Origin of the sequence: Sphingobium sp. CCH11-B1 (assembly GCF_001556865.1) — a bacterium.
Lineage (GTDB): Bacteria > Pseudomonadota > Alphaproteobacteria > Sphingomonadales > Sphingomonadaceae > Sphingobium.
In genome coordinates, this window is the sequence record NZ_LSJY01000211.1 from 1 (window position 1) to 19583 (window position 19583).

Sequence of the window (19583 nt, forward strand, 5' to 3'; positions counted from 1 at the left end):
AATCGCTTACGCCACTCCCGCCAACCCTCTCACCCGCCGCGGTGAATAAGACAGGTTAGATAGGTCGCGCCCGTTCCATATTCAGCCCCCACGGAAAGCCCTTGCAAAAGGCGAGCAAAAAGCAGCAGCGCGGGAGCAGCCATCCCAATCGCAGAATAGCTCGGGGTGATCGAAATGATAAGCGATCCCAAGCACATAATTGCGACCGAAGCAGTCATGGCGAGCTTTCGCCCCCTTGTGTCCGCCAACCGACCGAACACGAATCCCCCCAGAGGGCGCATGAAGAAGCCCACTGCAAATACTGCAGCAGACGATAAAAGCTGTGCCGTCTGGTTGGAAGATGGAAAAAAGGTCGGAGCGAAATAGATGGCGGTGTAGGCGTAAATGAAGAAATCAAACCATTCGACCATATTGCCCGCGCACGCGCTCAGGATTGCCCTGACGCGACCTGCAGTAGATAATGCGTCGATTTCGATCGGATTACGAAATTCTTCCGCGCTACCGTCGGTTACCGCTTTTTCTCTACCAATCCTGGAGCCCGCACCGTGCATCTCATTCCTCTCTCAAGCATGCCTTATCCTTCATTTGGGATGATGGCTGTTCGGATGGCGAGCTTATGCACACTCTCGACATCAGCTAGAGGCTTGTCGAAGTTTCAGGTATAGCGATATTTTATGGCTTGGTGAATTCGTCCAAGATCATCTCTCCAGCCCAGATTTCATTTGCTACCAGTTGCGCGGCGATCTCGGCAAAGGCTGCGCCTGTATAACGGGTGGCGGGGCTGATCGGCCGGTCAGCCGGATAGGTCATGACAACGCGTCGACTTGGCGTCGGGTCCATCAGGCGCGTGACGCGCAACTCTCCGGCGCGTATTCGCTGATAGATCGGTGCGAGCGGAAGGATGGTCATGCCAAAGCCTGCGCGAACAAGATCTATCATAGCGCCGAAGGAGTCCGCTTCCAACGCTGGCGTAATCGTAATGCCTGCGCGGGATGCACAGTCATCAACGATCCGGCGCAGGCCGTGCATCGGGCTTGGCAAAACCATCGTCCGCGTCGCAATTTCGGCAAAGCTAACGGGACGCTTCTCCGACAGGTCGCTCGAGGCATCTCCAACCAACATCAATGTTTCGACAAGGATGGGTCGGGTGCGAACCGCCCCCTTTGCCTCTGGGTCGTAGGAAACACAGCAATCAATTTCCTCACGCTTGAGCCAATCGAGCAGATGTCCCGAAAAAGCGGAGCTCAAGCAGAGCGAAAGTCCAGGATGGTCTGACCTAACCCGCTCGGCCAAGGGTACGGACATGATCTCGGCGACCGTTGGTGTCATCCCGAAACGCACACGCCCCATAAAGGAATGCTGGCCCCTTTCCGCAAGCCGCCGAATTTCCTCAAGCCGCCCCAGCACCTCTCCCGCCGGACGTAGGACCTGTCGACCAAGATCAGTCAGCACCATTCCGCGACCATGGCGAACGAACAGCGGCGCCTTCAATTCTTCTTCGAGCAAACGAATCTGCCGGCTCAGCGCAGGTTGCGCTATTCCGAGTCGATCCGCCGCTTTGCTGATGCTGCCAAGCTCAGCGACGTGGATGAGTGTCTTGAGTTGCGAGAATTCCATGAACTCGCCTTAGCAAGTTATACAAGTTCGGCATAGCTCATTGACCGAAGCGATATTCGCTATCCAGGTGCACGGGTCGTAGGTTCAAAAGGAATTCGAACCGGAGTTGTTGGATGGAGCAGGACGTGGCGGTCGCTGAAGCGATCGATTGGCAAGCGGATGTTTTCCGCGTGCTGAAACAGCATGACGTAAAGCACATCGTTTATGTGCCTGACGCGGGTCACTCGACCGCAATCAAGATGGCCGAAGCCGATAACGAGATCCACTCGGTCGTCCTCACCACGGAGGAAGAAGGCATTGGCTATCTCGCGGGCGCATGGCTTGCTGGCGAGCGCGGGGCACTGCTGATGCAGTCGAGCGGCGTAGGCAATTGCATCAATACGCTGGCGCTGCAGGCGATGGCCAAATTTCCCCTTTTGATGGCGGTGACGATGCGCGGCGACTGGGCCGAATTCAATGCTTGGCAAAACCCAATGGGACAGGCCACTGAGGCCGCGCTCAAGCTCATGGGTGTCCTGACCTGGCGAGCCGACGAGCCTAAGGACGTGGCTCCGCTACTGCATGGTGCGGCAACAATGGCATTCAACGGCGACAACGCCACCGCCCTGCTGCTGGGCCAGCGCCTGATTGGAGAGAAGAAGTGGGTCAAGTAAGCAAAACTGGTCACCGGCTGGGTGGCTCTCTCGATCGACGCGAAGTTGTTTCCGCTCTCCTCAAGGATCGCGGTGATCTGCTGGTCGTCACCGGCTTGGGTTCGGCCAGCTATGATGTGATGGCCGCTGGTGATCATGACGGTAATTACTATCTCTGGGCCGCGATGGGCAGCGCCGCAATGGTCGGCCTTGGCATAGCCACGGCGCAGCCTGATCGGTCGGTTGTCGTCGTCACTGGTGATGGCGAACTGATGATGGGCTTTGGTGCGCTTGCGACGATCGGCATTCGACGCCCCGCAAATCTCACCCTCGCGGTGCTGGATAACGGGCATTTCGGAGAGACGGGCCTGCAGGAGAGCCATGCTGGTCGCGGCGTCGAAATCGACCGAGTAGCAGCCGAACTTGGCTTCTCGTGGACCAATCGGATTGAGGATATGGCGGGCGTCGAGGAACTGCGCGGCAAGCTTGCCGACCGTTCCGGCTGCAAGCTCGCGACGATCAAGATCAAGGCGGAGAATCCGCCCCGTGTCCTGCCTCCGCGTGACGGCGTGTACATCAAGAACCGCTTCCGGGCGGCCCTCGGCCACGCACCGATCTGAAAAGGAGGGCGGAATGGCGCTCGAACAATTCCGCAATATTGTCGCCGGCCGGAAGGTCGAGGCGAAGGATGGCGGCTGGTTTCCGACCGCCAATCCATTCGATGGCAAGGATTGGGCCGAACTGCCGAGGTGCGGCCCAGCCGACGCCGAGGCGGCTGTGGAGGCGGCACATGCGGCCTTCATAGCCGGTGACTGGCCGGCGTTGACCGCCACCAAGCGCGGCAAATTGCTGCGCAAACTGGCTGAGCTTATCGAGCGTGATGCCGAGAAACTCGCTGCACTGGAGGTGCGTGACAACGGCAAGCTCTATGCGGAGATGCTGGGGCAAGTCCGTTATATCCCTGAATGGTTCCACTATTTCGGCGGTCTTGCAGACAAGATCGAAGGCGGCGTGCTGCCCACCGACAAGCCGCAGATGTTCAGCTACACCAAGCGCGAGCCTCTGGGGGTAGTTGTGGCGATCACGCCATGGAATTCCCCGCTGATGCTGTTGTGTTGGAAGCTGGCACCAGCTCTGGCCGCAGGCTGCACCATCGTTATCAAGCCGAGCGAGTTCACCTCTGCATCGACGCTGGCCTTTGCCGAGCTATTTGCCGAAGCAGGTTTCCCGGCAGGTGTGGTCAACACCATAACCGGCTTTGGTGGGGAAGTCGGCCCGACACTGGTCGAGCACCCCAAGGTCGCCAAGATCGCCTTCACCGGCGGCGATGCGACAGGCGCCCATATCTACCAGCAGGCGGCCCGGCACATCAAGCATGTGACGCTGGAACTGGGCGGCAAGTCTCCCAACATCATCTTCGAGGATGCCAATCTCGAGGACGCGGCCAGGGGTGCGATTTCCGGCATCTTCGCCGCTTCTGGCCAGACATGTATCGCAGGGTCGCGCGTGCTGGTGCAGCGATCGGTCTATGATGAGGTGGTCGAAAAGATCGTGGCGATCGCCAGGACTGCGAAACTGGGGGATCCGATGGATGAAGCCACCCAGGTCGGTCCGATCACCACGACACAGCAGCGCGACAAGGTGCTGTCCTATATCGACGTCGCCAACGCCGACGGCGCGCGCTGCGTACTGGGTGGCAAGCGGCCAGATGATGCGTCTTTGGCCGACGGCTGGTTTGTCGAGCCGACGATCTTCGCCGATGTCAGCAACGACATGCGTATTGCGCAGGAAGAAGTGTTCGGCCCGGTACTGTCGATCATTCCGTTCGAAAGCGACGAAGATGCGATCCGCATCGCGAACGACACGATCTACGGGCTGGCTGCGGGCGTTTGGACGTCGAGCATAGCGCGTGCCATCACCATGTCGGACCGGCTGCGCGCTGGGACCGTGTGGGTCAACACCTATCGGGCGGTCAGCTTCATGGCGCCGTTCGGCGGCTACAAGAAATCGGGCATCGGCCGCGAAAGCGGGCAGCACGCGATTGACGAGTATCTTCAGACGAAATGCGTGTGGATCAATCTGGCGGACGGCGTGCCGAACCCATTTGTCCTGCGCTGAAACATAACACGAGGAAAGACGAATGCAGACCACAGCCGGAGAGGGCTTCGACGAAATCCGTGATGCGGTGCGAGCCTTGTGCAGCGAGTTTCCGGACGAATATCATCGCAAGGTCGATGAGGAACGCGCCTATCCCGAAGCGTTCGTCGATGCGCTGACCAAGGCCGGCTGGATGGCGGCATTGATTCCCGAGGCCTATGGCGGGTCAGGGCTTGGCCTGACCGAAGCTTCCGTCATCATGGAGGAAATCAATCGCGCTGGCGGCAATTCGGGTGCCTGCCACGGCCAGATGTACAATATGAACACTCTGATCCGGCACGGATCGGAGGAACAGCGGCAAAAATATCTGCCCAAGATCGCAACCGGCGAATTACGACTCCAGTCGATGGGCGTCACCGAGCCGACCACAGGTACGGACACCACGAAGATCAAGACCACTGCTGTCCGCAAGGGCGACAAGTACGTCATCAACGGGCAGAAGGTGTGGATCAGCCGCGTCCAGCATTCGGACCTGATGATCCTGCTGGCGCGTACGACGCCATTGGCCGAGGTGAAGAAGAAGTCCGAAGGGCTGTCGATCTTCATCGTTGACGTGAAGGACGCGCAGGCCAGCGGGATGAAGGTCCAGCCCATTCCGAACATGGTGAATCACGAAACCAACGAACTATTCTTCGACAATCTCGAAATCCCGGCGGAAAATCTGATCGGCGAGGAAGGCCAGGGCTTCAAGTATATCCTGACCGGCCTTAACGCCGAGCGCGCGCTGATTGCAGCTGAGTGTATTGGTGACGGTTACTGGTTCGTTGACCGAGTCACCAACTATACGAAGGAGCGCGTCGTTTTCGGCCGTCCGATCGGCCAGAATCAGGGTGTCCAATTTCCCATCGCGGAAACTTTCATTGAGGTGGAAGCCGCCAACCTGATGCGGTTCGAAGCATGCCGCCGCTATGATGCGGGCGAGCCGTGCGGCGCGCAGGCAAATATGGCCAAATATCTTGCCGCCAAGGCATCCTGGGAGGCCGCAAATGCCTGCATCCAGTTCCATGGCGGCTTCGGTTTCGCCAACGAATATGATGTCGAACGCAAGTTCCGTGAGACACGCCTCTATCAGGTCGCGCCGATCTCCACGAACCTGATCCTCAGCTACGTCGCCGAGCATGTGCTTGGCCTGCCGAAGTCCTACTGATGACCGGGCGCCTGCCCCTGGAGGGCCTGACCGTTATCGGAATAGAGCAGGCAGTCGCTGCCCCCTTCTGCACCTCGCGCCTCGCCGATGCGGGCGCACGGGTGATCAAGGTCGAGCGGCCGGAGGGAGATTTTGCACGGGGCTACGATACCGTAGCGCCGGGTGGGCAAAGCAGCTATTTCGTGTGGCTCAATCGCGGGAAGCATTCCATCGTGCTTGATCTCGCCAGCCCTGCCGGGAAGGCTGAACTGGGCAGGCTGATCGACAGCGCTGATGTGCTGGTACAGAATTTGAAGCCGGGCGCTCTAGCGCGGCTCGGCTTCGCTCCGGAGAAATTACGCGAAACGCATCCCCGCCTGATCATCTGTTCGATCAGTGGCTATGGTGAGGATGGCCCTATGGCCAGTCGCAAGGCCTATGATCTGCTTATCCAGGCGGAGTCCGGGCTTTCGTCTGTTACTGGCGGCCCGGAAGCACCGGCCCGGGTTGGCATCTCGATTGTCGACATCGCCACGGGAGCGACGGCGCATGCGGCGATCCTTGAAGCATTGATTGCCCGCGGCGTCACCGGTCAAGGAGCAGACATCCGCGTATCGATGTTCGACGTGATGGCCGACTGGCTCACCGTCCCTCTCCTGCACCAAGAAGGTGGCAAGCCGCCTCACAGGATCGGCATGGCGCATCCGTCGATCGCGCCCTATGGGCTCTTCACCGCGCGGGACGGCAAGCAGATTCTGCTTTCCATCCAGTCCGACCGCGAATGGCGCAAGTTCGCCGAAGTCTTTCTCGGCGATGCTGCCTATGGCGCAGACCCGCGCTTCGCGACGAACGTGGCGCGTGTCACCAATCGCGAACAGACAGATGCTCTTGTCGCAGAGGCATTCGCCTTCATGGGTGAGGAAGAGGCAAGGGACCGTCTGGTTACCGCCGACGTTGCCTTTGCTGGCCTGAATGACATGGCGGCGCTTTCCGCGCATCCGCATCTGCGCCGTATCGAAGTCGACACACCGGCGGGTCCGGTCGCATTCCCGGCCCCCGCGCCGCGATTGATGGGAGAAGCGCGCAGCTATCGTAGCGTTCCGGCGCTAGGCAGCCAGCCCGAGGAGAATGAGACATGACCGATACGCTTGATGTGGATCATCTCAAGCACTGGGTTGGTGCGGAGGAGACGCAGTCCGACATTCTCACACCTTCGCTCGTCGAACGCTTTCACGCGACGCTGGCTCTTCCTGGCGCTGTACCGGAATGGGGCGCGCCAGCACCGCGGCTGATCCACTTCTGCCTTTGTCAGCCAGCCGCGCCGATGGGGGCATTGGGCGAAGATGGACATCCTGCGCGAGGAGGTTTCCTGCCGCCTGTGGCTCTCCCGCGCCGGATGTGGGCAGGCAGCAACATCGCGTTCGAGGGCGATCTTCTAGTCGGAGAAACCGTGACGAGGCACTCCAGGATCGCAGATGTCGTTGTGAAGGAAGGTCGCACCGGGACCCTCTGCTTCGTCACGGTCGATCATGAAATTTCCGGCGAAGGCAGCATAGTGGCGCGGGATCGGCAGACGATCGTTTATCGTGCGCTGGAGCCCGCTGCAGCGCCCGCCAGGACCATCGATCCAGCTCCGCTCGGCGATACCGTCGTCACCCTGATGGCGACGCCGCCTTTGCTGTTCCGCTACTCCGCGTTGACATTCAATGGCCACCGTATTCACTATGACACCCCCTACGCCACCGGCGTGGAGGGATATCGTGGGCTAGTCGTGCACGGTCCGCTCCAGGCCACGATGCTCTTGCATCTCGCAGCACGTCTGCATGGCGGTACCCCCCCCGATCATTTTTCCTTCAAGAGCGTGTCAACCTTGTTCGATTGCGATCTGGTGGGCCTGCATGCCGGCAAGATCGAAGGCGGGAAATTGTCGCTCTGGACGGCTCGCCCCGATGGCCCGGTTGCAATGCAGGCGGAGGCGTCCTGGGCATGATCGCGCTCGAAACTATCGTGTCGCCGCTCTTCGTCCCGGCTAATCGGCCAGAGCGGTTCATCAAGGCTGCCACCAGCGGTGCGGATGCGATTATCCTCGATCTGGAGGATGCGGTTCCAGCAGACGCCAAAGACGCGGCACGCGCAGCGCTAGATACCGGGTTCACCGATTTGCCAGTCATCGTTCGCGTCAATGCGGTCGGAACGCCATGGCATGAGGATGATCTGGCTGCTGCTGCGCGTCTACCGTTTGCCGGCATCATGCTACCCAAGAGCGAGCGGGTGGCCGATCTGGCAGTAGTTCGCAACATACATCCTGTCCTCGCGCTGGTTGAGACCGTGAAGGGTGTTGCAGCGGCCAAGGAGCTTGCGGAAAGTGCTCAGGCTGCGCGACTCGCCTTCGGCTCGGTCGACTATTCGTCGGATTTGGGATGCGCGCACAACCGTGAGGCTCTTGCTCATGCGCGGTCGGTACTCGTATTCGCGTCGCGCCTTGGCGGACTCCCGGCCCCGCTTGACGGCGTTACCACCGAAATCGCGGACCCCGATGCAGCACTGAGTGACGCACGGCACGCCAGAATGATTGGTTTCGGTGGCAAGCTCGTAATCCATCCCAAGCAAATTTCTTCGGTCCGCGAGGGGTTTCGTCCAACCGAAGCCGAACTGGCTTGGGCACGCGCGGCGCTGGCAAGCGGCGACGGCGCCGCATCAGTGCTGGGCGCCATGGTGGATGCACCGGTTCGCCTGCGGGCCCATGCCCTGCTGAACTTGGCGATCAAGGACAATTGAACGTCACATTTGCCGAGATCGCCAAAGAGCGACCGGTCGTGGAGAGATATGTGAAAATTCTGAAGATCCTGTCGTCCACCGCCTCTGTGACCGTCCTGCTCGTGGCGAGCCCCGCGATGGCCCAGCCGGTTATGGCCCCCCCAGTTGGCGATGCTGCTACGACCTATCGGACACTCCTGGCATTGATTGAGGAAATGGTCGACGAGAAGTTGATTTCTCGGGAGAAAGCGGACCGATTGATTGCCGACGCACAGGCGAAAGCTTCGCCCGCCGTTCGCCCGGGCACGAGTGCCCAGGTAGCGAGTGCTCCATCTCCCGGCCTGACATTACCTCCGATAGAACATCGTTCGCCGGACTCCAACAAATCGGCCCCGGTCCGTCAGGGCAATATCCAGATCAGTTCGGAGCAAAATCATCTGCCTCCCGACATTCAGGCCGACTGGAGCCGTGGCGCTCCTGTGTTGTCGAGCCGGGATGGCCGGTTCTCCTTCAAGCCGCGCGGGCGCATACTTGCGGACTTCCAGACCACTTCCGGATCGAATTTTGATGCACGCAACATCAGCGTATCGGGCCTGCGGCAATTTCGCTTTGGTGCCGTCGGTACCTTAGGCCAGCACATCTTTTACCAGTTCGAGGTCGATTATCGCCGGAACCAAACGGAAGTCACAAACACCTTCGTCGGCTACCGCCAGCGGATCGGGAAGGTCGATGCCGACATCCGCGCCGGCAGCCTGTTGACCGATCGGGGAATGGAGGTTGCGACGGCCGCGACGGCAGATCCGTTCATCAATCTCAATGTCAATTCGACGGCGCTGGCGCCTGGCGGACGCATATTCCTCATGGGCGTCTCTGCCCGCGCAGGGGCCAAGAACTGGCATGCGTCTCTGGCCATCCACGGTGACCCCGTGGACGCAGACTATGCCCGCTCGGATTCGCGCATTTTCATGGGCCGCGCGCACTGGAATCCAATCCTGACCGATACCGGGCTCATTCATCTTGGCGGTTGGGCCTATGACGAAAGAGTTTCTCGAGCGACCGCCGCGAGTACGACCAATACGATCAATTCCGGATTTCTCAACACGAACATCCGGGTTGAATCGCCTGCGCTCACACGAGTGCGCGGATCCCAAGCCTTTGGTCTCGAGGCCGGCGGTACATACCGGTCGGCCTACCTCTTTGCCGAATATGGGGAGCGCGCCATCAGCTTCCTGCCCGGAGCACCAATCGATCACGCGCATTTCAAGGCTTTGTCGATCAACAGCGGCTTCTGGCTGACCGGGGAAAAGCCAACCTATGCATCGCGTAGCGGAACCTATGTCGCGCCGAACATCCGCTCGCCCCTCATGGGTGATGGAGGCATGGGTGGGGTAGAGTTGGTCGGGCGTTACGAAACACTCGATTATCGGTCGACTCCGGGCGGCGGCTCCGGGTCTGCAATCACGCTTGGGACCAACTGGTACTTCACCAACTATTTCCGCCTGATGTTCAATTACATACGCTGGCGCACCAACAATCGCACAGGGAGTTTTCAGTCACCCGACACTGGAGACACGCTCGCAGCCCGTGCCGAAATCGCATTCTGATGATTGGAGTTTCGATATGAAGATCCTCGTGCCCGTGAAACGGGTGATCGACTATAATGTAAAGCCGCGCGTGAAGGCGGATGGCTCGGGCGTTGATCTGGCCAACGTCAAGATGAGCATGAACCCCTTCGACGAGATCGCCGTCGAGGAAGCTATCCGCCTCAAGGAAGCGGGCAAGGCCGGGGAAATCATCGCCGTCTCGGTCGGACCGGCGAAGGCGCAGGAAACCCTGCGCACCGCGCTCGCCATGGGCGCCGACCGCGCGATCCTGATCGAGACCGATGCCGAAGTGGAACCGCTCGCGGTTGCCAAGATTCTCAAGACGATCGTCGTCGAAGAGAATCCCGGCCTCGTGATCCTCGGCAAGCAGGCGATCGACGACGATTCGAACCAGACCGGCCAGATGCTTGCCGCGCTGCTCGGCCGCGCGCAGGGCACGTTCGCCAGCAAGGTCGAAATTGACGGTGATCACGTTGCCGTGACCCGCGAAGTCGATGGCGGTCTGGAGACCGTCAAGCTGGCTCTGCCCGCGATCGTCACCACCGACTTGCGCCTCAACGAGCCGCGCTACGCTTCGCTGCCGAACATCATGAAGGCGAAGAAGAAGCCGCTCGATGTGAAGACCGCCGCCGATTTCGGCGCCGATATCGCCCCGCGCCTCAAGACCCTGAAGGTCTCCGAGCCGCCCGTGCGTTCGGCCGGTATCAAGGTCGCCGACGTTGATGGCCTCGTTGCTAAGCTCAAGGAACTGGGCGTCGCCTGAGGGCACAGCCCGGGAAGGATTTGAAACGATGAAGACGCTCGTTTGGGTCGAACACGACAACGCGTCGGTCAAGGACGCGACGCTCCACACCGTCACCGCTGCCGCCAAGCTGGGTGAAGTCCACCTGCTGGTCGCAGGGTCAGGCTGCCGTGCCGCTGCCGAAGCCGCCGCGAAGATCGCCGGCGTCGCCAAGGTCCACCTGGCCGACAACGCTGCCTATGAACACGCGCTGGCCGAAAACGTCGCGCCGCTGATCGTGGACCTCATGGGCCACCACGACGCGTTCCTGGCGCCCGCCACCACCACCGGCAAGAACCTCGCTCCGCGCGTGGCCGCGCTGCTCGACGTGATGCAGCTGTCGGACATCCTCTCCGTCGAGGGCGAGAAGACCTTCACCCGCCCAATCTACGCGGGCAACGCCATCGCCACCGTCGAATCGAGCGATGCCAAGCTCGTCATCACCGTGCGCGGCACCGCCTTCGAGAAGGCCGCTGCCGAGGGCGGTTCGGCCGTGATCGAAGACGTCGCCGGTGCCGGTGACGCGGGCCTCTCCAGCTTCGTGGGTGCCGAACTCGCGAAGTCCGAGCGCCCGGAGCTGACCAGCGCCAAGGTAATCGTCTCGGGCGGCCGTGCGCTGAAGGATTCGGAGACGTTCGAGCAGGTCATCCTGCCGCTCGCCGACAAGCTTGGCGCCGCTGTCGGTGCTTCGCGCGCCGCAGTCGATGCGGGCTATGTGCCGAACGACTACCAGGTCGGCCAGACCGGCAAGATCGTGGCGCCGGAAGTCTACATCGCGGTCGGCATTTCGGGCGCGATCCAGCACCTTGCGGGCATGAAGGACTCCAAGACCATCATCGCCATCAACAAGGACGAGGACGCCCCGATCTTCCAGGTCGCCGACGTCGGCCTCGTGGCGGACCTCTTCACCGCTGTGCCGGAGCTTACCGGCAAGCTCTGAATTCAATTCACCGAACCCTTTTCGAGACTCGGAAACGAACATGCTTGAACGCGAAGAGATGCCGTATGACGTCGTCGTCGTGGGCGGAGGGCCTGCGGGACTGGCTACGGCGATCCGGCTGAAGCAGGTCGATCCGGAGCTGTCGGTCTGTGTGCTCGAAAAGGGCTCGGAGGTCGGCGCGCATATCCTCTCGGGCGCGACGATCGATCCCAAGGCGCTCGACGAACTGCTGCCCACATGGCGCGAGGACGGCTGCCCGCTGGCCGAGACCCCGGTGACGGACAACTGGCACTGGCACCTTACGAAGAAGAAAAAGTTCTCCCTGCCGCATCTGATGATGCCGACGTTCATGTCGAACGACGGCAACTACACTGGCTCGCTGGGCAATCTCTGCCGCTGGCTGGCCGAACAGGCCGAGGCGCTGGAGATAGAGATCTTCCCCGGCTTCCCCGCCGCCGAGATACTCTACGACGACAACGGTGCCGTGATCGGCGTGCAGACCGGTGACATGGGCGTTGACCGCGAAGGCAATCCCAAGGGTGACTTCCAGCCGGGCATGAACCTGCTCGGCAAATACACCGTGTTCTGCGAGGGCGCGCGCGGTCACCTGACCAAGCGCCTAAAGGCGAAGTACAATCTGGAAGCCGATTGCCAACCGCAGATCTACGGCCTGGGCATCAAGGAACTGTGGGACATCGATCCCGCCAAGTACGTTCCCGGCCGCGTGATCCACACGCAGGGCTGGCCGCTGAGCGAGAACAACGCCTGGGGCGGCGGCTTCCTGTATCATCAGGCGAACAACCAGGTCGCGCTCGGCTTCGTGACCGCGCTCGATTACAAGAACCCCTACGTCTATCCGTTCGAGGAATTCCAGCGCTGGAAGCAGCACCCGGAAATCCGCGCGATCCTGGAAGGCGGCAAGCGCGTCGCCTACGGTGCGCGTGCGATCAACGAGGGTGGCTGGCAATCGGTGCCGCAACTCGCCTTCCCGGGCGGCGTGCTGGCGGGTTGCTCGGCCGGCTTCGTCAACGTGCCGCGTATCAAGGGCACGCATACCGCGATGAAGAGCGGCATGCTGGCGGCCGAGGCGATTGCCGCCGCGATTCTGGCCGGCCGCGAGCAGGATGCGCTGACCGAATACGACACGGCCGTGCGCGAAAGCTGGATCGCCAAGGAACTGAAGCTCGTCCAGAATGCCGAGCCGATGGTGGCGAAATGGGGCGGCGAGCTGGGCACGATCCTGGCCGGCGCGGACATGTGGCTGCGCACGCTGTTCGGTTTCGGCCTGGCCAAGCCGATGAAGCATCACACCGATGCCTCGTGCACGCAGCGCGCCGATCTTTACCAGCCGATCGCCTATCCCAAGCCGGACGGCGTGATCAGCTTCGACCGCCTGACCAGCGTGTCCTACTCTTTCACCAACCACGAGGAAGACCAGCCGGTCCACTTGCGTCTCAAGGATCCCACGGTTCCAACCGCGATCAATCTGCCGGTCTATGCCGGGCCCGAGGCGCGGTACTGCCCAGCGGGCGTCTACGAATTCGTCGATCCGGATGGTTCGGGCATGAAACTGCAGATCAACGCGCAGAACTGCGTCCACTGCAAGACCTGCGACATCAAGGACCCGACCCAGAACATCGAATGGGTCACGCCGGAAGGCGGTGGCGGGCCTACCTATCCGAATATGTAGCCATTCCCCCCCTCACGGTGGGAAGAGATAATTTACCGTCATGCATCCGTGAGCCAGTCTCTTAGCAGCTGAGCAGTTTGAGAGGGTTGTTCGACCGGGGGAAGATGGCCGCATTTGGTCAAGAGATGAAAATGCGATCCGGTAATCCCGTGATGAATTTCCCTTGAGTCTTCGGGAGGTGTAAGGACGTCACCATCGCCAACCGCGACCAGCGTCGGCACATGAATCTGTCGAAGTGTCTCAAGGCTCTCCGGGCGATCCAGAATAGCACGCTGCTGCCTGACGAAGGCCGCCTGCCCAACGCGTTCGGCCATCGCCTTTATCTTGTCTGCGACCGGCCCCTTCGCATGAGTGCGGGTGCCTGCAGTTTTTCGGCGCACTGAGCGGCCTCAGTGACAGCCGCGCCTTTGCCGCCACGCTCAGGCCTCTGCGCAAGATGTCCTGGGTAGTATACGCCAAGCCACCCTTCGGTTCTCCGTAAGCGGTGCCGCGTCCCCACCTTGCGGGGCTGAAGCACAGCGCCGAGTCTCAGCGCCCTGATCGGATGGAGGGCGCTGGTGCTATGACGATGCCATGTGATGATGCTGGCACTAGCCGGGTAACCCGCTTCGAAGTGTTCACTGGTGCGGGGCGGCGGCGGGATTGGCCGCCGGAGGTCAAGGCTTCGATCCTGGCCGGGAGCTTTTCCGGGCAGGAGACGGTCTGCTCGGTTGCGCGGCGGCATGGCATGAGCCCGTCGCAGTTGTTCACCTGGCGCCGGCAGCTCCGCAAGCAGTTGGAGAGCCAGGGCGCGGCTGTGCCGGCTTTTGTTCCCGCCGTCGTCGATGCCGTTGCCGCGGAGGAGTTCACGCCTGCGATCCAGCGGCCGAAGAAGCGACGGCGCGCGAAGGCGAGCGCAGTGGAACTGGAGATCGACGGCGTTGCGGTGAAGATCAGCCGCGGCGCCGATGCCGGGGTGATTGCCGCGGTGATCGAAGCGCTCCGGGTTACCCGATGATCGGACCCGGCGCAGGTGCCAAGGTCATGGTGGCCACACGCCCGGTCGATTTCCGCAAGGGACCCGACGCGTTGGCCGCGCTGGTCGGTGTCGAGTACGGCGGTGATCCTTATTCTGGCGTAATCTACGTGTTCCGGGCCAAGCGCAGTGATCGGATCAAGCTCGTCTGGTGGGATGGCACAGGGCTGTGCCTGATGGCCAAGAGGCTGGAATCCAGCGGGTTCAAGTGGCCGGCCATCCAGGACGGCGTGATGCGCCTGACGCCGGCGCAGTTGGGCGCCTTGCTCGAGGGTCTGGACTGGCGCCGTGTGCATGGCGGACGCCGCCCGATCGCCCCGCAGATTGCCGGTTGACGATGGCTCCTCCTACTGATTCACTCCTTCCATGCTCATGGAAGCGGATCTCCCCAACGACGTCGAAGCGCTCCGCGCGCTCGTCCTCGAGCAGGCCCGTGAGCTTGATGTTCTGAAGGTTTTCCAGGCCGAGGTTGAACGCCTGAAGGCGATCATCGAGGCCCTGCAGCGGCACCGGTTTGGCCGCCGTTCCGAGCAACTCGATCCCGATCAGTTCGAGCTTGCCCTGGAAGAGGTCGAGATGGCCTTGGCCCAGGCCCAGCACGCCGTGGACAAGGCGAGCCGGGCATCGGCGGATCGCCCGCGCAAGGTCAACCGCGGCTCGTTGCCGGCCCATCTCGAGCGGATCGAGCAGGTGGTCGATGTCGAGGACAAGGCCTGCCCCTGCTGCGGCGGCGCGCTCCACCAGATTGTCGCGCGACATTCAGGTTGAGAAACGTATTGCCTCACGGAGAGATGTTCCCGAACGATGGTTCGGTTGCCTCACCTAAATGTTCCCTTAGCAGTCTTGTATTCCGTTAGCCAGATCAAGGGCATGTGGGGACAGAGCCGGCGAAGCGTAGCGCAGCCGGCTCTGTCCCCACATGTGCAAAAATTTCGTCGGCTACTTTGCGGGGACCAAAGACCAAGCGCTGTGCCTCTTCGGCTCGCCATATCTTGAGTCGACGCTGAATGGTCCGCAAAAGCTTGTCCGGATATTGGTCAGGGTGTTCCCGCTGCAGTCGCTCCATAAGTTCGCGCCCTGTCCACCATGGCTCGGCACGATACCAGGCTTGGAGTTGATCCGTGACGGCCACCACTGGGTCTGGCCGGCGTCGGCCGCGCTTGGGTTGCGGTTTTGCTCGAGCCGTTGGTCTTGCTTCCCCGATCTGCCAGGCAGTCCGCAAACCCGCAAAGAACTGATCGAGCGTTATGTCATTCGCCACTACGGCCCCGCCAGGCTTGTCGGCCAGCGCCACAAGCCGCTCCTGACAATCGCGGATTTGGCGCAGCAACTTCACGGGATCCAGCCGTTCCATTGTTTCGGCGAGCTGAGCGCGTACCACATCGGTCGTCCTGGGATCGTCGATCAGGCGTTGGGCCGGCGTCGCCGGGGCGTGATAGCGTTTCATTACCTTTGCACCGTCGCGGTGCTTTTCCGCCAGCTTGAAGGATGGCTGGAAGAAGTTTCCGTAGAATCGTTGCAGCGCGTAGAGTTCGGCCAGTGCGCTGGTCGCCTCGATGCCCTCGAAGCGGCGATAGCCGACTACGCGGCGCACGATGGCGCCATTTTTCTGTTCCACCCATGCCTGGTCGTTCTTGCGATAGGGGCGGCATCGAGTGAAGGTGATCGAGTTCGCCGCGCACCAGTCGCGCACCGTCGGGTTCAGGAAGACACTGTCATTGTCGGTGTCGAAGCCAAGCACCGCCATCGGCAGCTGAACGCGCATTTCGTTAAGTACCGCGACCAGCAAATTCTGCTCGCGGAACAACAGGGGTGCGCATTCGGTCCAGCCCGTGGCGATATCCGTCAAGACCAGCGTTTGCGCAAAGCTCCCTTTCGCCACAGGGCCGCTGTGCGAAACCAGATCCGCCTCAAAATGGCCGGGCGCCGGATCGTCCCAGTCGTCAAATGTCCGGATCGGGATACTGCGCCGCAGAGCAGTTTGCCCAGCGGTCCTGCGCCGCGGGGTGCCAGTCGCCGTCGCGCGAATTTCCTTCAAAGCCCGATCGATCGTAGCCGGGCTCATCTGCAGCAGTCGCTCTTTTATCGCACCGTCGAGATCGAGATGGCCGCTGCGTTCCATCGCGCCCACCAAAATCGGAATCATCACCTTCAATCGTTTCGAACAGATGCGGTCAGAGGCCTCCCACAGCACCGTTAGCGCCTTGCGGACCGCGTCATCGTAAAGGCGTCGGCCAGGACGAGAACTTTGCCGCGTGGCCCGTTCTGACCGCATCAAGCGCATCCCATGCTTGCGGCAATAGCCTGTGATCCGAACAAATTCATCCAGTATGCGGCTCTTTTCCCTGCGGTGCGCTGACTGATATCGATCTCGAACCGCCGAGATCAACTCCTCCCGTGTCGCCATGCTCACTTTCCTCATTCCCATCCTCCCGACGCCGCTGGCTCAGGAATATTTCTGATGAGGCAACACTCAATTCAAAGGAGCATTTCTGGCGAGGCAATGCGCGTGAGGCAATACGAATCTTCATCCTGTTTGTCGCGCTACAATGGCCTATCCGCCTCGTTCCGGCAGGCATTGAGCGCACGGGATCTTTGCTGGGCCGTCGGCATCCCCCGGCATCAGAAGGTCTATCCTGCCGACGTGCAACTGATCTTCCCGGTGGCGAACCGCGGGCGTCCGCGTGTACGGCACGTGCCCGACGTCAAATCCCGGGCCGCGCACGCCATGCTCGAAGACGTAAAGTGGCGTCAGGTCAGCTGGCGCCGGGGAACGAAGGGGCGCCTGTCAGCGCGCTTTGCCGCCGTGCGTGTACGCATCGCCGATGGTGCGCCACAGCGGATCGGCGCAGCCGGAGCTCAACACATACCCGGCGAAGAAGCATGGCTGGTTGGCGAGCATCGCTCGACCGGGGAGCGAAAATACTACCTCTCGAACCTACCGGCCGATACCTCGATGAGGGACCTCGCGGGGGCGATCAAGGCGCGCTGGATCTGCGAGCAGGCGCATCAGCAGCTCAAGGAAGAACTCGGCCTCGACCACTTCGAGGGTCGCTCCTGGATCGGGCTGCATCGCCACTCTCTGATGACAATGATGGCCTATGCCTTCCTTCAGACCCGCAGGCTCGCTCAGGCGGGACGGAAAAAACGTATGGCCCGCCCCGTCTGCAAGTGGAATTTTGAGGTGATCTGATCAGTCTGCGTCAACGTATACGGTCTCACGGGCACGCCCGTGGCCAAGATGGAGATCCGCGCATCTGGAGCCACGATAAAGAGTTCGGCAGCAGGTGCCATTTTTTTCGCCGGGCTTTCCAGATGCTGGTCGACTGTCAGGCCATCTTTCCAATCCTTCCTGCAAACAACGCTGGCCTATGCCCAGATGAGCATCAGGCCGATCGGTTCAAATGGCAACGGGGTAGCTGCGTTCGAAGGTTGCGCCCTTACGCAAAGCGGCCCAAGCGATCCGCGCCAGCTTGTTGGCCAGGGCGACCACGGCAGCATTGCGGTGAACACCCCGTTCCAGCATCGCTTTGAGCCATCGCCCAAGTGGCGTGTCACTTCGAGAGATCGAGGGCAGGCTGGCCCTGGCACCATGGATCAGCAGGGTTCGCAAATAGGTGTTGCCGCGTTTCGAGATACCCAGCAGCCACGGTTTGCCTCCGGTGGTATGCTGGCGTGGGACAAGGCCAAGCCATGCCCCCAGGTCTCGGGCCTTGGCGAAGCTGCCGGCATTGCCAACCGCTGCGATCAGCGCGGTAGCGTTGAGCACTCCGATACCGGGGATGGATGTCAGGCGCCGGGCTGCGGCATCGTTGCGAGCGAGTTCGACGAACTCCGCGTTCAGGCTCTCAATCTTCTCATCGAGATCCCGCCATTCGGCACGAAGGTCACCGATGAGCCGACGAATCCGAGAGGAGAGCGCAGTCTCTTCCTGAGTGAGCAAGGCATCGACACCCAGTTCCAGCTTCCGACGACCAACAGGGAAAATCGTGCCGCGCTCCAGCATGATCGCACGCAACTGGTTGATCAGGCTCCTGCGCTCAGCCACCAAACGGGACCGGACGCGGTGAAGGGTCTGGATGTCTAACTGATCCTGGCTTTTGAGTTCTACGAAGCGCATCGTCGGGCGTGATGCTGCCTCGGCGATGCCTTCGGCATCCCGGTCGTCATTTTTCTGCGCTTTCACGTAGGGGCGAACGTATTCCGGTGACATCAGCCGGATCTCGTGCCCATGATCGGCGAAGAGACGGCCCATATGATGAGCGCCGCAACACGCCTCCATCGCCACAATGCATGCTGGTAGCTTCGAGACGTAATCGATCAGTGTTTGTCGGCGCATCGATCGGCGCAGGACAACCGCCCCGGTCGCATCCACACCGACGATGCTGCAAGCGTTCTTGCCCAGATCAACGCCAAGGATCACAATAGACATCGGTCCGTTCCTTTCCCTTCTCAAGCACCGGCATCATACCCGATGCCGGGGAAAAGGGGCGGGCCATCCCATAAAGAGTCCCCGGGCCACCACCTCAGCCCAGCCTGCCGGCAGTCCGCCAAGCCATCCTTGACCGCCTCTCGCGCCCACCGCCAGGCCAATGCCCTCATTGCGGAGGCGCTCTCTCAAGCGCGTCAATCTCACTTCTGCCAAAGTAGTGTTAGGAATACGAGACTATAATGGAGTGCCGATCATCCCACCCATAGTGGCCGCGGTGAAGCTAGCCGAAACGCTGGTTGATCTCCATCGTGCCGGCCTGCCTTTCAAGAGCGCGCGCGGGTACTGGGGCAACGGCTGACCGCTTACCCGGAAAAGACCGGCGGGCATCGCCCTTCCCAATTTCGTCTCCTCTTGGTCGCTGTCGATTGAGGCCATATGGCCACACCGGTTTCCTATCAGGGTTCGAACGCAATGGCCGGGTTTTCGCGGTAAAGGGATTGTGATGCATTGCTGGCCACGAGGCTTTGAGTTGTCTGATTTCTCTTGGTTTTGCGATGCGTGTGGATCGGCGTGCAAAAGGCCCCCGTTAGCGGGGTGATCGGCGTCTAAAAGGGGCCCTGACGACCAGCAGATTGCCTGGACCGTGATGAACTATAGCGACTAGGAAGCATCCGATGCCCGCGCCACCGTTGAGGGAAAGCGCCTTCGCGCGATCGAGTTCGAAAGCAACCCGCCGGAGCTGAGCTATCAAGGTTTCGAAATGGCTGGCAGCCTTAGCCTGTCTTATTCACCGCGGCGGGTGAGAGGGTTGGCGGGAGTGGCGTAAGCGATT

At 61.1% G+C, this 19583-nt stretch carries 18 protein-coding genes and 3 pseudogenes; 16 read left to right on the top strand and 5 right to left on the bottom strand.

Annotation, left to right across the window (positions count from 1 at the left end):
- Positions 1–29: 29 nt before the first annotated feature.
- Together AX724_RS21575 and AX724_RS21580 are read right to left on the bottom strand one after the other, a co-directional pair.
- Complete coding sequence (locus AX724_RS21575; RefSeq protein ID WP_066771121.1) at positions 30–551, bottom strand: MFS transporter; 522 nt, start codon at positions 549–551, stop codon at positions 30–32.
- Positions 552–672: 121 nt separating this feature from the next.
- Positions 673–1617: a LysR family transcriptional regulator gene (locus AX724_RS21580; RefSeq protein WP_066771126.1), complete on the bottom strand. Its 945-nt coding sequence runs from the start codon at positions 1615–1617 to the stop codon at positions 673–675.
- A gap of 113 nt (positions 1618–1730) precedes the next feature.
- Here AX724_RS21580 and AX724_RS21585 point away from each other — a divergent pair, with 113 nt between their 5' ends.
- Genes AX724_RS21585 through AX724_RS21635 form a run of 11 tightly spaced genes read left to right on the top strand, consistent with a single transcriptional unit; the run spans position 1731 to position 13304 of the window.
- On the top strand, positions 1731–2270 hold the full coding sequence (locus AX724_RS21585) for a thiamine pyrophosphate-binding protein (protein WP_066771129.1): 540 nt from the start codon (positions 1731–1733) through the stop codon (positions 2268–2270).
- A complete protein-coding gene (locus AX724_RS21590) occupies positions 2258–2869 on the top strand; it encodes a thiamine pyrophosphate-dependent enzyme (protein ID WP_066771131.1) in 612 nt (203 codons plus the stop codon). The genes AX724_RS21585 and AX724_RS21590 overlap by 13 nt, the downstream gene beginning before the upstream one ends.
- A gap of 13 nt (positions 2870–2882) precedes the next feature.
- Positions 2883–4367, top strand: a complete 1485-nt coding sequence (locus AX724_RS21595) for an aldehyde dehydrogenase (RefSeq protein WP_066771133.1) — start codon at positions 2883–2885, stop codon at positions 4365–4367.
- A 22-nt stretch (positions 4368–4389) separates the two neighbouring features.
- Positions 4390–5553: an acyl-CoA dehydrogenase family protein gene (locus tag AX724_RS21600; protein WP_066771135.1), complete on the top strand. Its 1164-nt coding sequence runs from the start codon at positions 4390–4392 to the stop codon at positions 5551–5553.
- Complete coding sequence (locus tag AX724_RS21605) at positions 5553–6671, top strand: CaiB/BaiF CoA transferase family protein (protein WP_066771137.1); 1119 nt, start codon at positions 5553–5555, stop codon at positions 6669–6671. Before AX724_RS21600 ends, AX724_RS21605 begins: the two co-directional genes overlap by 1 nt.
- Complete coding sequence (locus AX724_RS21610; RefSeq protein WP_066771140.1) at positions 6668–7522, top strand: FAS1-like dehydratase domain-containing protein; 855 nt, start codon at positions 6668–6670, stop codon at positions 7520–7522. Before AX724_RS21605 ends, AX724_RS21610 begins: the two co-directional genes overlap by 4 nt.
- Positions 7519–8310, top strand: a complete 792-nt coding sequence (locus tag AX724_RS21615) for an HpcH/HpaI aldolase/citrate lyase family protein (protein ID WP_066771142.1) — start codon at positions 7519–7521, stop codon at positions 8308–8310. The genes AX724_RS21610 and AX724_RS21615 overlap by 4 nt, the downstream gene beginning before the upstream one ends.
- The gene (locus AX724_RS21620) at positions 8307–9893 is read left to right on the top strand and encodes an OprO/OprP family phosphate-selective porin (RefSeq protein WP_066771145.1); all 1587 of its coding nucleotides are present in this window, start codon (positions 8307–8309) and stop codon (positions 9891–9893) included. The genes AX724_RS21615 and AX724_RS21620 overlap by 4 nt, the downstream gene beginning before the upstream one ends.
- 16 nt (positions 9894–9909) lie before the next feature.
- Positions 9910–10656 carry an electron transfer flavoprotein subunit beta/FixA family protein gene (locus tag AX724_RS21625; RefSeq protein WP_066771148.1) on the top strand — a complete coding sequence of 249 codons (747 nt, stop codon included), beginning with the start codon at positions 9910–9912 and terminating at the stop codon, positions 10654–10656.
- 28 nt (positions 10657–10684) lie between these two features.
- Positions 10685–11614 carry an electron transfer flavoprotein subunit alpha/FixB family protein gene (locus tag AX724_RS21630; RefSeq protein WP_066771151.1) on the top strand — a complete coding sequence of 310 codons (930 nt, stop codon included), beginning with the start codon at positions 10685–10687 and terminating at the stop codon, positions 11612–11614.
- Positions 11615–11654: 40 nt separating this feature from the next.
- The gene (locus AX724_RS21635) at positions 11655–13304 is read left to right on the top strand and encodes an electron transfer flavoprotein-ubiquinone oxidoreductase (RefSeq protein WP_066771154.1); all 1650 of its coding nucleotides are present in this window, start codon (positions 11655–11657) and stop codon (positions 13302–13304) included.
- A gap of 38 nt (positions 13305–13342) precedes the next feature.
- Here AX724_RS21635 and AX724_RS23815 read toward each other — a convergent pair whose 3' ends face one another.
- Positions 13343–13618 carry an alpha/beta fold hydrolase gene (locus AX724_RS23815; protein ID WP_156448206.1) on the bottom strand — a complete coding sequence of 92 codons (276 nt, stop codon included), beginning with the start codon at positions 13616–13618 and terminating at the stop codon, positions 13343–13345.
- Between the two features lie 32 nt (positions 13619–13650).
- Here AX724_RS23815 and AX724_RS24985 point away from each other — a divergent pair.
- The 4 genes and pseudogenes from AX724_RS24985 to AX724_RS21650 all read left to right on the top strand — a co-directional run.
- Positions 13651–13782: pseudogene (locus AX724_RS24985) on the top strand (IS91 family transposase); the annotation flags it as partial.
- An 84-nt stretch (positions 13783–13866) separates the two neighbouring features.
- The gene (tnpA, locus tag AX724_RS21640) at positions 13867–14301 is read left to right on the top strand and encodes an IS66-like element accessory protein TnpA (protein ID WP_066771157.1); all 435 of its coding nucleotides are present in this window, start codon (positions 13867–13869) and stop codon (positions 14299–14301) included.
- Positions 14298–14654 carry an IS66 family insertion sequence element accessory protein TnpB gene (tnpB, locus tag AX724_RS21645; protein ID WP_066771160.1) on the top strand — a complete coding sequence of 119 codons (357 nt, stop codon included), beginning with the start codon at positions 14298–14300 and terminating at the stop codon, positions 14652–14654. The genes tnpA and tnpB overlap by 4 nt, the downstream gene beginning before the upstream one ends.
- Before the next feature lie 31 nt (positions 14655–14685).
- A pseudogene (locus AX724_RS21650) lies at positions 14686–15066 on the top strand (IS66 family transposase); the annotation flags it as partial.
- A 115-nt stretch (positions 15067–15181) separates the two neighbouring features.
- Here the strand turns inward: AX724_RS21650 and AX724_RS21655 are convergent.
- The gene (locus AX724_RS21655; protein WP_231736791.1) at positions 15182–16741 is read right to left on the bottom strand and encodes an integrase catalytic domain-containing protein; all 1560 of its coding nucleotides are present in this window, start codon (positions 16739–16741) and stop codon (positions 15182–15184) included.
- Between the two features lie 129 nt (positions 16742–16870).
- On the opposite strand from AX724_RS21655, the pseudogene AX724_RS21660 reads away from it, so the two are divergent.
- Positions 16871–17512, top strand: a pseudogene (locus AX724_RS21660) (IS701 family transposase); the annotation flags it as partial.
- Positions 17513–17719: 207 nt separating this feature from the next.
- Here the strand turns inward: AX724_RS21660 and AX724_RS21665 are convergent.
- The gene (locus AX724_RS21665) at positions 17720–18751 is read right to left on the bottom strand and encodes an IS110 family transposase (RefSeq protein WP_066771173.1); all 1032 of its coding nucleotides are present in this window, start codon (positions 18749–18751) and stop codon (positions 17720–17722) included.
- Between the last annotated feature and the right edge of the window lie 832 nt (positions 18752–19583).